At 46.8% G+C, this 14,268-nt stretch carries 11 protein-coding genes; 6 read left to right on the top strand and 5 right to left on the bottom strand.

All coding sequences use genetic code 11. The features are described 5' to 3' along the window. Positions 1-130 precede the first annotated feature (130 nt). From H6629_03195 to H6629_03185, 3 genes are all read right to left on the bottom strand, one after another. Positions 131-2,053 carry an ATP-dependent metallopeptidase FtsH/Yme1/Tma family protein gene (locus tag H6629_03195; protein MCB9066805.1) on the bottom strand — a complete coding sequence of 641 codons (1,923 nt, stop codon included), beginning with the start codon at positions 2,051-2,053 and terminating at the stop codon, positions 131-133. Between the two features lie 90 nt (positions 2,054-2,143). Next, positions 2,144-2,833, bottom strand: coding sequence for a zinc metallopeptidase (locus tag H6629_03190; GenBank protein MCB9066804.1), 690 nt, complete (start codon positions 2,831-2,833; stop codon positions 2,144-2,146). A gap of 117 nt (positions 2,834-2,950) precedes the next feature. Further along, a complete protein-coding gene (locus H6629_03185) occupies positions 2,951-3,358 on the bottom strand; it encodes an Hsp20/alpha crystallin family protein (protein ID MCB9066803.1) in 408 nt (135 codons plus the stop codon). Positions 3,359-3,862: 504 nt separating this feature from the next. Between H6629_03185 and H6629_03180 the strand changes: the two genes are divergently transcribed. Beyond that, entirely contained in the window at positions 3,863-5,434 is a 1,572-nt protein-coding gene (locus H6629_03180) for a metallophosphoesterase family protein (protein MCB9066802.1), read from the top strand. Positions 5,435-5,449: 15 nt separating this feature from the next. Here the strand turns inward: H6629_03180 and H6629_03175 are convergent, their stop codons facing one another. Together H6629_03175 and H6629_03170 are read right to left on the bottom strand one after the other, a co-directional pair. Then, positions 5,450-7,621 carry a hypothetical protein gene (locus H6629_03175; protein ID MCB9066801.1) on the bottom strand — a complete coding sequence of 724 codons (2,172 nt, stop codon included), beginning with the start codon at positions 7,619-7,621 and terminating at the stop codon, positions 5,450-5,452. A 65-nt stretch (positions 7,622-7,686) separates the two neighbouring features. Continuing rightward, complete coding sequence (locus H6629_03170) at positions 7,687-9,252, bottom strand: BamA/TamA family outer membrane protein (GenBank protein ID MCB9066800.1); 1,566 nt, start codon at positions 9,250-9,252, stop codon at positions 7,687-7,689. 324 nt (positions 9,253-9,576) lie between these two features. On the opposite strand from H6629_03170, the gene lexA reads away from it, so the two are divergent. From lexA to H6629_03145, 5 genes are all read left to right on the top strand, one after another. Then, positions 9,577-10,446 (top strand): transcriptional repressor LexA, encoded by an 870-nt coding sequence (gene lexA / locus H6629_03165; GenBank protein MCB9066799.1) that lies wholly within the window; start codon positions 9,577-9,579, stop codon positions 10,444-10,446. A 12-nt stretch (positions 10,447-10,458) separates the two neighbouring features. Then, positions 10,459-10,902 (top strand): hypothetical protein, encoded by a 444-nt coding sequence (locus H6629_03160; GenBank protein ID MCB9066798.1) that lies wholly within the window; start codon positions 10,459-10,461, stop codon positions 10,900-10,902. 83 nt (positions 10,903-10,985) lie between these two features. After that, on the top strand, positions 10,986-11,882 hold the full coding sequence (locus H6629_03155) for a hypothetical protein (protein MCB9066797.1): 897 nt from the start codon (positions 10,986-10,988) through the stop codon (positions 11,880-11,882). Positions 11,883-11,947: 65 nt separating this feature from the next. Further along, positions 11,948-12,514 (top strand): DNA-3-methyladenine glycosylase I, encoded by a 567-nt coding sequence (locus H6629_03150; protein ID MCB9066796.1) that lies wholly within the window; start codon positions 11,948-11,950, stop codon positions 12,512-12,514. Positions 12,515-12,772: 258 nt separating this feature from the next. Next, entirely contained in the window at positions 12,773-14,131 is a 1,359-nt protein-coding gene (locus H6629_03145; protein ID MCB9066795.1) for a hypothetical protein, read from the top strand. Positions 14,132-14,268 lie beyond the last annotated feature (137 nt).

Below are 14,268 nucleotides of genomic sequence, written 5' to 3'. Positions count from 1 at the left end.
CACCGGAGAGTTGATTCGGGCGAAAAGATAAACGTTTTGAGCGGTTTATTCAATAGCTTTTAAAAATAAACAATTGCCAAACTCATAAAAAAGCGGGTTGGAACCAACCCGCTTTTTTGATAAACCTTAATTATTCAGCCATCTCCGGCGATTCTGTCGGCGTTTGTTCGCCCAAAATTTCCCGGATTTCGTGATAGCCGAGCACCTCTTTTTCCAGCAGCGCGCTGGACATCGCGTCCAGCAATTCGCGCTTTTCGATGAGCAGCGTTTTGGTTTGCTCGTAACATTCGTTGATCATTTCCAGCACTTCCTGATCAATCATCCGCTCAATTTCTTCCGAACGGCGGCTGAGGTTTGCACCCTGCCCCAAAAAGTTCGGGCCGTTGTTTTGCACTAACGAAAGATTCGGCAAACGGTCGCTCATGCCGTAAACCACCACCATATTTCTGGCGATTTGGGCAACGCGTTCCAGATCATTTGATGCACCGGTAGAAATTTCGCCAAAAATAATTTCTTCGGCGGCGCGACCGCCGAGCAGCCCTTTTATTTTTCCGAGCAACTCGGATTTGGTCATCAAATAGCGATCTTCCAGCGGCATTTGCAGGGTGTAGCCGAGTGCGCCAATGCCACGCGGCACGATCGACACTTTTTGCACGCTATCCGCGCCCGGCGTGAAATAACCGATAATCGCGTGTCCGGATTCGTGATATGCCACAATATTCCGTTCGCGCTCGTTGATCAGCTTGTTCTTTTTTTCCAACCCGGCGATGATCCGCTCGATGGCCTCCTCAAATTCGATCATATCCACCGTTTTTTTGCTTTTGCGAACCGCCAGCAGCGCCGCTTCGTTGGCAACATTGGCGATTTCCGCACCGGCGAAACCGGGCGTTTGCGATGCCAGTCGCTGCAAATCCACATCGTCGCCGAGGGTGATGGATTTGGTGTGCACCTTAAAAATGGCAATCCTGCCGTTGAGATCGGGTTTGTCCACCAGCACCTGTCGGTCGAAACGACCCGGACGGAGCAGCGCGGAATCGAGCACATCCGGGCGGTTGGTTGCACCGATGATGATCACGCCGGAACCGGGATCGAACCCGTCCATTTCCACCAGCAACTGGTTAAGGGTATTTTCGCGCTCGTCGTAACCGCCGCCCATTGTGGCGTTGCGGGAGCGGCTTTTTCCGATGGCGTCAATTTCATCGATGAAGATGATGCACGGCGCTTTTTCCTTTGCCTGCTGGAATAAATCGCGCACCCGCGATGCGCCGACACCGACAAACATCTCCACAAAATCGGAGCCGCTCATGCTGAAAAACGGCACTTTGGCTTCCCCGGCAACAGCTTTGGCGAGCAGCGTTTTGCCGGTTCCGGGCGGTCCGACCAGCAACGCGCCTTTGGGCAACTTGCCGCCGAGCCGTGTATATTTTTTTGGATCTTTCAGAAATTCGACCATTTCGCGAACTTCTTCCACGGCTTCGTCCACACCCGCCACATCTTTAAACGTGACCTGGTTTTTGGGATCTTCTGCGTAAATTTTGGCTTTGTTTTTCCCGATGTTCAAAACGGAGCTGCCGCCGGTGTTCATTCGCCGGAAAATAAATCCCCAGATCAGGAATAAAATACCGAACGGTAATATCCAGTTTAATATGAAGTTACGTAAAAAATTATCTTCGATTTTGCCGGAATAATCCACACCGGCAGCGCGGATAGCCGGCAGCAATTCGGTATCTTCAACGCCGGGAAGGCGATTGACAGTGAACTGCCGGGCAGATTTTTCCTCGATCTCATCCCAGCGAAAACGCCACGGCGCGGACGGTCCCGGCGTGATGTTTTCGGACGTCGCATCCGTGGAATCCGCTACATATTCGCCGATGATGCGATCCGGCAAAACCACTACTTTGGCAATTTTTGCGGAATCCAATTCTTCGAGAAATGATTTATACGATACTTCCGTTGGCGGCGGTGCGCCGGTGAAAAAGATGGTTTGCAATGCCAGCAAACCGATGATTACGAAAACATAGTACCAAACCGAAAATTTGGTTTGCTTTTTCATCTGAAATTCTTCCTTTGAATTGTTCAAAAAAAGCGGCGCAAATTCAACAACCGAATTGCGCCGCGCGAAAAATCACGATAGCTGTAGCGATTAATCGTCGGACATCGAATTGCGTAAAATAAGCAATCGCACCAGTTCCAGAACCGATACAGCGGCGGCGGCAACATAAGTCAGCGCGGCTGCGTTGAGCACTTTCCGGGCAAACGGCATTTCATCGCGATGGAGATAGCGGTAGCCATCCAACTGTTCCAGCGCGCGGGAGCTGGCGTTAAATTCAACCGGTAACGTTACCAACTGGAACAGCACCGCGCCGGAAAAGAACAGAATGCCGGCGGTGAACAACCCGGAAAACTGGAAGAAAAAGCCAGCCAAAATCAACCACATCGACAAGCTGCTGCCGATATTGGCAACCGGCAAAATGGCGTGGCGCATGCGCAGCGGTGCGTAATCTTTGGCATCCTGAATGGCATGTCCGACCTCGTGTGCGGCAATGCTCAGCGCAGCGATGGAACGTCCGCGAAAATTATCCGTGGACAGCCGCACGGTTTTGTCGCGCGGATCGTAATGATCGGACAGGGTGCCGGGCACTTCTTCCACAGCCACATCGTCCAGCCCGTTACTGCGCAAAATTTGCCGCGCAACTTCGGCACCGGTAATGCCAGCCTGGTTGGCCACTTCCCGGTATTTTTTGTAAGTGCTCCGCACTTTGAACTGGGCATAAATGCTCAAAATGATCGCAGGAATTAACATCAAAAATGTCGAATCAAACATGAACGGCATAGTCCACGCTCTCCTTTATTTGGTTGTTTGTTTTATGTTCAATAAAATCAATCACTTAAGTCTAAAAACTCCGTTATCAGTTCATGAATATACACAAAACCTAGGAGCAGAGTTCCATTATTTGATGCGAATTTTCACCGGTTTTGCACCATCCTGGCGCGGGAGGTGAATGCGCAGCTCGCCATCACGAAAACTGCCGGAAACCTTGCGTCTGTCGATCGATTCCTCGATGCGGAATTGACGCCGGAAAGCAAAAAAATGTCGTTCGTTGGCGGCGATTTCCGCGGGCATCCGCACGATGCCTTCAACGGTCAATTGATCGCGATCGAGTACCACATCCAGCCATTCATCGGGAACGCCGGGCATATCGATAATCAGCAAAATTTCCTGCGCTGTTGCGATAATTTCCACCTCGGGAACCAGATAATATCGCGGTCGCGGCAGCAAATCTGCCCGAACAGGCGAAATCAACTGCAGCGAAGTGGACGTTGCCGGTTTCAGCGAATGATGTTTCGGGTCAGTCATCCTGTTTTCCAAAAATTGTGTCGTTAAAAAATGTTGAATATCCGTTTTCAACCACAAATTTTTACACTCACCCACAATAATTTAGCAAAACAGATGCCATTTGCAAACTGGTGCTAAAATACGGCATTTTTTGATTTTTTCATCAGAAAACGCGGTTCGGAATGCCAAATCGGTATCGGAAAACTGCCATTTTGCAATTCGACGAAATGAATTTCCTGCCAAAATTACACGAGTGAAAATTATCGCCCCGCAATCTCGTGGAATAGGTCACGGATAATATTTCAAAAAAATGCAATTTATCGACTTAATCCGGTTCCGGCGGTTCAGGGTTTTGGGATCGATCCGATGATAGTTTTACAATTTTTTTCTATTTCAACAATCAAAATTTTTAGAATTGTGCAACCGGAATCAACGAATGCCAAAAAAAATTTTTGAATATTTTGTGAAAATCAACATTAAACGAATGCCCGGCATCGACCGGCAGCGATGTTGGAGGACTGACCAATGAACTCATGGTTTCCGCGTCCCAAAACCGCGCAAGCGATTTTTAGCGCAGGCGTTTCGCAGGAGAAAATGCCGCCGGCCGCGCAGATTTTCGAAATGATGAACGCTGCGGATGCTGTCGAGTGGCGCAATCGCGTTGGCGTTACCGAATTGGAAAACGGCGCAACCAAAACCACCACTCGTTTGCTGTGTTCCGGCAATCTCGTTTTCAAAACGCATACGGATTTGGTATCGGCAAATTCCGATTCACTGATCGAAAAATTGTATGAATGGGACACGCGCGAACAGCTGTACAAGTTGTGGCATCCCCAAAAATTCCGGTTTGTTTATTTTGCGAATGACAAATATTGGCTGTGCAGCGCCACGCCACTCATGAAAACCGTTAGCGAAGTGCATCACTGGGAAGCACGATCGCGCTGGTGGGTGGAAATGTTGCGCATCGCGCTGCGTTCGCTGCAAATTCACGATGTGATGCCGGATTTAAATCCCGCTAATTTTGGATTTACCGCCGAACGCGATGTGCTGTGTTATCTGGATGACGATCTGATTCCCGATGCCGGTATCGGATCGATGGCAGTGGCGATTGTCCGGCGAATTGCGGCGGAACCGCCGGTTGTTCCGGCGCAATGGCATCAATTCGGGCGGGATTTGAACCGGAATTTGCGCCCGTATTTTCACAAAGATGACGAATGGGAATTGCTGGTTACCGGCGTTGCGCAGCAGCTCGTTGGCGCTGAGAATCGCGAAAAACATGAGGCGTTAATTCGGGGGATGGAAAATCTGGCTTTTCAGCCGCAAAAAAGCGCAGCAAAACGCGACCGTTCCGCAAAAATTTGCGTTTTTGGCGATGTGCACGCCAATCTTCCGGCGCTGGATGCAGTGCTGAAAGCAGCATCTGCGTTGGGCGCGACGCACTATTTATTTTTGGGCGATGCTGTCGGTTACGGTCCACATCCGCGAGAGTGCGTTCAGCGATTGGGGAATTTGCCCAATCTGCTGGCTGTTCAGGGCAACCACGATTATTGGGTTGGCACCGGCGATTGGCAGCGGGCGGATGAATCCAGCCGGATGCTGGCGGCATGGAGCCGGGAAATGCTGCAAGCCAACGAAACCAGTTGGTTGCTGAAACTGCCACCGGAATTGGCTTATAAAAACTGGCTTGCCAGACACGGCGCGCCAACCAACCCGGATTTTTTGTTCGGATTTGTGAACGAAACCAATAGTTCCGAAAATCTTGCGGCGATTGCCGGTCGCGGATTTGCGACGGGATTTTTCGGGCACACCCATTTGCCGATGGTTTGCCGGTTGAGGGGCGGGGAAGCGCTGGTGCTGAAGTCTGATGATGTTGAGATTTTTCGGGATGGTGATACGCTGCTGATCAATCCCGGTGCGGTCGGGCAGCCGCGCGATGGCGATCCGCGGGCTGCGTTTGCAATTTGGGACCGGGCAACGGAATTGCTCCATTTTCAACGGGTTGAATATCCGGTGAATCAAACCATTGCGGATTTGCGAAAATTAAACCTGCCGGAAATCATTTCCCATCCGCTGATTGCCCGTTTGGAGCAGGGCTGATCAATTGATTAAAAATTAATGCCGTTCCAGCTCGTACAGCGTGATGCCGTAATTAAACCGGTCGCGCGGCGGGCGGGCGTTCCACTCCTCAAACGAATGCGATCCATCCGTTAAATAATGCAACACATATTCGCCGGCCGGTAACAAAATGGTTTCGCGGCACAGCCGGTTTTTGTCGGCGCCGCCGGCTTGTTCGGTTTTTTGATATTCCATCCGCCAAACGGTTTCGCGGGTGTTGCGATTTTCGATCCAGCCGTAATCATACATTTCATCATCACCCTCGCCAATGGCGTAAACCATCATCAGCGTTTCGCGATTTAGCCGGAAAGTTTTGCGGATGTGCTCATCGTCGTGTACTTCGATAATCTGGGCGACCACGTTTTCGTTGGGCAAATCGCGGATTTCCGGTGCCTGCGGAATACCAGGCAGCACGTGAAGCCCTTTGGGTTTGTCGTCATCCACCGGGAAAAGCGCAATCCCCCAGCGTTCCGGGCGATATGGTGCACGACTGTTCCAGTCGCGATAGGCGTGGGAATCATCCGTTCTATAATATAATGTATAGGTTCCCGGCGCAAAATTGATGACTTCTTCTGCCTGCCGGTTTTTGTCCGCACCGCCGGCATGAGTGGTTTTGCGATAATCCATTTGCCAGATTCGCCGTTTGGTGCGCATGTCTTCAATCCATCCGAAATCGAACATCTCATCGTTGCGGCCTTCGCCAACGGCAATCACCCGCAGATTTGTGGGTTTATCCACCTGAAAAATGACGCTTTCCAACGCATCATCGCCAACGCGGGTGAGGGCGATAACCGGATCCGGCGTAATTTCCTGCAACAATTTTATTTGCGGCGCGGCATTCGGCTCGCTCATTTCCAGCGTAATGCCCCAATCCGCGCCGTTGCGCGGCGGACGGGTGTTCCAGTGACCGAACGAATGCGATCCGTCCGTCACAAAATAAACGCGATAGGTGCCTGCCGGAAAATCAATCACGGTATCGACCACCCGGTTTTTGTATCCGCCGCCGGCGTGGCGGCTTTCCCGGAAGGTCATTTCCCAAATTTTTTTGCCGGTTCTGGCATCGGTGATCCAGCCGTAATCGCTCATGTCGCCATCGCTGCCTTCGCCCATTGCGTGAATGCGGATTTTTGCAGACTTGCTCAATTCAAAAGTGCGTTCAACATATTCGTCGTCGCCCAGCCGGGTCATTTCTACAAACGGACGGGTTTGTTTGGGGCGAAATTCTGTAATTGCCGATGGATCGAATTTGCCCGAAACACCGCGCAGCGTAACACCCCAAAAATAGGGATCATACGGCGGATTAGCGTTCCATTCCTCAGATGAATGGGTATCGTCCGTTACATAATGCACGCTGTAATTTCCGGATGGCAATGAAATGGTCGTCCGCCACTGACGGTTTTTGGTGGCGCCGCCGGCGTATTCGCTGTGATCATCGTCCATTTCCCAAACGGTTTCGCCGTTGTCTTCGCGAATGATCCAGCCGTAATCGTACAGCCCGTCTTCCAGGCTTTCGCCGAGGGCGTAAATTTCGAACGTGCCGTTTTCTGTGAGGCTGAAGCGCCGATCGTAAACTTCGGAATCGCGGATGTTGGAGATGGAAACCACCGCATTGCGCCGGATCGTTTCCTGATAGGTGAGCACATCGCGCCGGTCGAAGGTGCGGTCTACACCGCTCACCGTGATGTGGCATTTGCCCAAAATATCTTTGCTGAATTCGTCCGTATTAAAAAAATGTTTCAGCCATTTGCCGAGACTGGGGAAGTTGTCGTTGTTGATCATGATTTTGTCCGGTTCGCGGGCGCACATGTACACCTCGTATCGTCCGGATGCCAGCTTCAGCGAACCGTTGAAATTTCGCATAAATTCGGAATCGATTTCTCGACTGTTGCCCCGGGTGATGCGCCACACCAGCTCCCGCGTATCCGCGTTGATGATCCAACTGTAAACAAACATGTCGTTCGGATCGTAAAACCGGCTGTGAAAATATTTGCGCTGCCCTTCCTGTCCGGCGCCTGTCGCATCTATGCTTACCTGCCTGTCGGAACGCAGCTCAAATCCCCCAACCAGAATGTCCTCAAAATCAATGTCTCTCAATTCCAACCGGTTATTCTGTGCCCATATTCCACTTGCACAGCAAATTAGCCAGCCAACCCAAAAATATTTTTTCATTAAATTCCCTCTGAAACAGCCTTAAAAATGATTGAACCTTTGCCCCCAAAAGTTCTCGCGGTGGTTTAAAATGGTTGTTGTAACCGCAGCGTTACCACCATATTTGCGCTGCGATCGGTGCGTTTTGCAAAATCGAGCCGGAATGTGCCGTCATCATCGCCGATGCCAAAACCAAGGCTCGATTTGAGGTTGTCCCAGCGCAGCGGGCGAAGGCTTTGGATGATGTTTTCATCGCTGCTGCCGTTCCAGGCATTTCCCACATCGCTGAATAAAATGAATGCCAAACCGTCCAGATCGAACCAGTCGTCCATCAAATCCGGCATGATATGATATTCAATATTTGCCAGAAACATGCGGTTCCCGGTAAATTCTTTATAACTGAATCCGCGCAGCGAACCGATGCCGCCAAGCTCGAACCGTTTTTGTAACGGCAGTTCACCGGTGGACGTTCCGGCAATGGCGCGAATCTGAAAATTCTCGCCGTAAGTCAATGGCTGATATAGTGATACGTTCAATAAATATCGTTCAAAATCGAAATCGCCGCCGAGTCCGGGATTGGAAAATTCGCCGTTAATTTCGGCAAACATGCCCCGGGTCGGATAGTTTTGGCGATTGCGAGTATCGATGCGTAAAGCCGTGAAAATACTGCGCATATTGCCGGCATCTTCACCCAAAAAAGGATTGCGCCGGAAATTGGCATCGCCATTAAACAGCGCCCAATTGGTTTGCGCGGCAAGCGTTTTGTAATCATCATTCCGGTACGAAACCGTTGCACGAACCGATGGAATCAGCAGTTGTGTGAGGCTGATGCTGTAACCCTCGCGCTCGAAATAATCGTAATAATCCTGTTTCGCAAAAAACGCGGCGAGGCTGTTTTCCATCTGGTCCAGCCGCCATTCATCCTGCGTATCGGTCAGGCTGTGAAGCTCTGCGCCGATGATTGTTGCGTTGTTGTGCTGGTGCAGCACCGGACGATCCAGCCCTATTTGGTAGCGCACTTTTCGGCTTTCGAAGCCGTATCCCACAAAACCGTATGGCGAAAGATAGACGTGTCTGTGATATTCCTGCGGAATCTGGAATCCGACAAATCCGCCGTCGATGCGGTTGTATCGCACCAGCAGATTTTCTTCATCGGGATCATCCATCCGGTACCACGGCGATCTGTCACGGTACGGTCGCCAACTGTAGCGATACACTTTGCTGATCTGGTCGCGTTGCCGCGAAATAAAGTCGCGATGGGTTTCAAGCATATTCCCGCGCACATTTCCGCCATCAGACAGATAAATTTGACCGGCAACACTGGTCACGCCGCCTTCCACCAAACCGCCGCTGCCAATGGTTACATCCGCATCCAAAACGAGGATGCTCCCGCGAACCAGCCCTTCCACCCGCAGGTGATGTCCGACAACGACAACATGACCGTCAATAATTTGTGACCGTTCGATAACGGTGTAGTCATAATAACGAAAAACGGGCATTTTCGGATGTTTCGGCAAGTAGCGCCGTTCGGCTTTCCGGCGCATTTCGGAAGAATATTGATCAGAATGCCAGCTCTGGGCGCTAACCCCCGCGCCCAAAAACAGCAGTGCCAAAAAGACCTGAAACCATCGTAAATTGTAGCTGTTCATCATCGAAATTCCTGTTGAATATTACTTTCCTCAAACAACTTCACTTTACGGATGTTCAGCAAAAAAGTTACCCATAGATCATTATAATTAACGTTTATACACCATATTTTCAAAAAAATATTCAAAACAGCGTAAATTTTGACGGAAAATGACGCGAAAAAATGACAGCAAAATTAAAAAAATTCGAATTACGTGAACATTTTTATATCTTTTTTTGATTTTTCACTTGACAAAACAACTTCGGATTGGTATAATAACAGGTGTATATAAGTATACTTCGGTGGATTCTTTTCCACTATTTATGTTGAATTAAACAGAGAAATCATCATGTTAGAATCGATGACACGCCAGCAACGGGAAATCCTGCGGTTTATTCAGGGGCATTTGCTGGTGTTGGATTACCCGCCCAGTGCAGCGGACGTGATGAAAGCTTTTACCCGGCGAAACCCCGGCGATGTGGTGGAGGATTTGAAAATTCTGGAACAGCGCCAAACGATTGAAATATCCGGGTTTACGTCGGTTGAATTTGATCTGATAACCATACACCCACAATTTGAGGATGCAGAAATGAAAGGAATGACCCAGCGTCAGGAAGAAATTTTACGGTTTATCGCCGATTACATTGGCGATCGCTCGTATCCGCCAACCTATCAGGAAATTGCCGATAATTTTGGCATCGCATCCAAACATGGCGTTGTCCGCCATTTGGAAGCGTTGGAAAAGAAAGGCAAAATCGCCCGCGATGGCACTACCGCCCGCGGCATTCGCATATTAGACGAAGCGTATTTGAGCGGTGCGGATGACAGCGAAATTGCCCGTCTACCTATCATCGGGCGTGTAGCCGCTGGTACTCCGATACTCGCAAATGAGAATATCGATGATTATGTTGTTGTGCCTCGCCGGATGATCCGTTCGGAAGGTAACTATTTTATTTTGCGGGTTCAGGGTGAGTCGATGATCAATGCTGGCATTAACGATGGTGATTTGGTTGTCGTGAAATCCACACAGGCTGCCGAGCACGGGCAAGTTGTTGTCGCATTAATGAATTACGACAACGAAGCAACCGTCAAACGCCTGATCGTTCGTGGGAAAGAAAAATTTCTCAAAGCTGAAAACCCCGCCATTCCGGATATCTATCCGCAAAGTGAGTGGAGTATTCAGGGGTGTGTTGTCGGACTGATCAGAGATTTGAACTAATCGGGGAAATTTATGGTACATTTTCGGCAAACATATTTGCTCGGTCAGCCGGCGGCCAAAGAACCAAAATCCGGTGAAGATTTTTTTAGTATGCCCCGTGGTGAGCAGCTGCTCGCCAAAGCAACACCTGCAGCCGGAGTGCTGGAAAAATGGATTGTTAACCGGCGTGTATCAGTCGATGACCGGTTCACGCTGGAAGCAAATGACAACCGGATGCTGGATGCCGGTATAAAAAAAGGTGATTATGTTGTAGTAAAATGTGAAAAAAACTACCGCGATGGTGAGTTGATCGCAGCCCAACTTGGTGAACGCATCCTCATTCGGCGTTTTTTTCGTGTTGCTCAACGCATTCGGTTGGAATGCTCAAATCCTGATCGTCAATCCATGATTTTGGATGAAAAAACACCCGGTTTTCAAATGTTGGGTAGTGTTGTGCAAGTCATCAAAGAGTTTTAACCTGGTCGTAATTTGTAGCTTATTTGCCCGATTTTCCCGTCTACAATTTCATTATTAACAATTGTTTAATCGAGATAATTTAAATGAATTGGCATGCGACCAACGGCATTTTACATCCCACGCCGCCGTTTAATTTTGAGTTGTCTCGTGAGTGGTTGAAAATTGTATCTGAGCAGGATGAGGACATCATGTTTGGCAATCACTCGATTGCCAAGGGAACAAGTGTGAATCGGCAGGCTATTCTTTTCCGGCTTAAATCCGTTGGCACAATTGAAAATCCACGACTAAAATTTTTGCTCCTCTCCGAAAATCCAATTTACGAAAATACCCGCCTGATTGTTCTGGACCGCATCAGTCAATTTCTCAGTCTTTATGACAATCTCAATTATTTTTATCGCATCGGAAAAAATGACACACATTTTTATCCAGTTTTGCAAAAGCTGTATGGGTATCACCCTGTAAAATTTCTGACACTTTTTGAAAATGCTTGCTGGGCAGTTTTACAACAAAACAATACAATTGAGAGTGCCAGGCATATGAAGCGACGAATGTTACACCATTTTGGCACCGTAATTCAAATGCGCCAAATACGTATTCATATTTTCCCAGAGCCTGAAGACTTGGCTTTTGCGAACTATTTTGATATTTGCAATCAGTTAAACGACGAGCTCAAAGCTGAATCATTGCAACATTTGGGGCGAGCTTTTAGCGATGTCCGTGAAAGTTTTTTAGTGCAATCACCTTATCAAACAGTTTTCGAGTGGCTGATAAAAATTCGGGGAATGAGTGCCTGGGCAGCTAAATATATATTGTTAAATGGGCTTGGAAGAACAGAACATGCACTATTGGCAGATAAAAATCTAATTAATTCTGCGGGGCGCTGTTATGGCAAATTAATATATACCGGTCTTGCCACAATCGCGGAACAGTATGGTGAATGGCAAGGATACTGGTCTCGCTATTTGAACATTGCGGCTTAAAAATATTGTAGCGTCGCTTAAATGATCAATTTTTTGATATTTATTGATTCTCAAAAGGGAGCAAGATGAAACGATGCGAATGGGCTTCTGAAAAAAATCCTTTGTATCTCAAATACCACGATGAAGAATGGGGTGTGCCGGTTCACGATGACCGCCATTTATTTGAAATGTTAATTCTCGAAGGTGCCCAAGCAGGGTTAAGCTGGGAGACCATTTTGAATAAACGAGAAAATTACAAACGTGTGTTTGATAGTTTTGATGCAGAAAAAGTTGCCAAATATGACGAGTCCAAAAAGCTGTTGCTTTTAGCAGATGCCGGAATTGTCCGAAATCGGTTGAAAATTGATGCGGCAATACAAAACGCAAAAGCGTTTCTTGAAATTCAAAAAGAATATGGCAGTTTTGATGCATATATCTGGCAGTTTGTTGGCGGAAAACCAATCGTCAATTCGCGGCAGAATTTACGAGATATCCCCGCTAAAACACCGGAATCTGACGCAATGAGTAAGGATCTGAAAAAGAGGGGTTTTAAATTTGTTGGGTCTACCATTTGTTATGCATTTATGCAGGCCGTTGGAATGGTGAATGATCATACGGTCGATTGTTTCAAATACAAACACTCGACAACTTGATAATTATTAGATAGTTATGGCGCCTGAAAATACTCGGTTCATATTTATTTCAGGGTATTAACAATTACAGATCTTTCTTTTTTGGTATACTGAATTGCTAAATTAATGAGGTTAAAAAGTCGCATTAATATCTTTTGGTTTCATTTCTTTAAGAATCTTCTTAGCTTGGAACCGTTTCTAAAAACGCCCAAATTTATGTTGACTAACTTTTGGACGATTAGTAAATTGACACGACAAAATGATTTGGAGGTCGAATAATTGTCGGAGCGGTTCCAAAAAACGTTTATATCCGCCAGAGAGTTTCTCGAAAGTTGGGATAAAGAAATTTATGAAATGACCAAACTGGATTATTTTATTTTCCTAATGGTCAACCAACTTGGTAATCAGCTTGAGCAACGTTTTTTTAAACGAAGAGGCGCAGATTTTCGTTTACATTTATCATTTGAAAGCCTTGGAACTTTGTGTTTTACACTGGGTGATAGTTTCGAATATTTTCTTGATGAAGACTTCGACGATAAAAAACACGATATTAAATCATTGGAAAATCACTTGTTTGGTCATAGCCTGGATGAGGAAGATGAACGAATGCTCATGGACAGAGCAGAAAGAATTCGTCTGTTGTTGAGCGAGGATGTATATTTTGCCGGATTGATCTCACCTGTCGATTTGTTGCATCACACCATATTAGACACTTTGCTACAGTTTTATTATGAAGAAAAAGGGATCGAATTCGATGAGGATGATTTGGATCTTATCGAACTTGCTGAATTTACTGTTGATGTGATGATCGATTTTGTCCGGCGAGAGGAAAGTACATTGTTACTGCGTTTGAACGAATCCGCATTGGATCATTTTGAAGAGTTGTTGTCCGTTGAGGAAGATTATAAAGAAGGCAACGAATGGCAGCAGCGCGATGACGATTATGAGTTCGAGTCTGAGTGGGAAAATACAACGCCCTATTACGAAGATATCCATCAGGTGATCCAAAAATTTGTGGATGACCAGTCGAAAAATCCATCTGAAGATATGGGCTGTGTCGCTTGCGATATCGAACTTTTCGAAGAATACCTGTCCGAGCATATCGGTTTAAATAATGTTTATGAAATAAACCACGAACATATTCTCGAGTTTATGTCCGTCTGGTTGGTTAAAAATTTTGCCCAGGAACGCGAACCGCATTTTAGCCGGATCTTTCAAAACCTGGCACGTTTTGTAACCTGGTTAGCAAACGAATACCATATAGATCTGAAAAAAAATTTTGTTCAATATTATGAAACTGTAAAAACAGATGTTCCGAGGGTTGTTAAGGCGCTAAATGAATATTTAAAAAGTTATAATTTGTTTGAAATTTTATTAATTCGTGACGATGATGAACATCATCAACAAAGTGGGTTCTTTGAAATTACAAAATTAAACAGATCGCAGGACACTAGCTGTAATTTGATTAATTTGCAATTAACCAGTAACATGGAAAATGTGGAATTAAACGCCAGAATTTTCAACCGGTTGAAAAAAGGGGATATTCTACAGGCAACAATTGTAGAAATTGATGATCGCTGGAGTATTTTAGAGATACATTATATTTTCCCAAATGCTGCAAAACCATTTGTATTTTAAGCATAAAACCGATTTTACTTTTGGTTGAAGCAATTGATAATTTTAATATGAAATATTCTAATACATAAAACAATGGTTTCTGAAAAAGTTCTAAGTTCAATAATTACAACAGTTCAGGGTTTGTTGCAAAAGTTGAA

Source organism: Calditrichia bacterium (genome assembly GCA_020634975.1).
Classification (GTDB): Bacteria; Calditrichota; Calditrichia; order RBG-13-44-9; family J075; genus JACKAQ01.
This window is presented reverse-complemented; position numbering and strand designations above follow the sequence as displayed.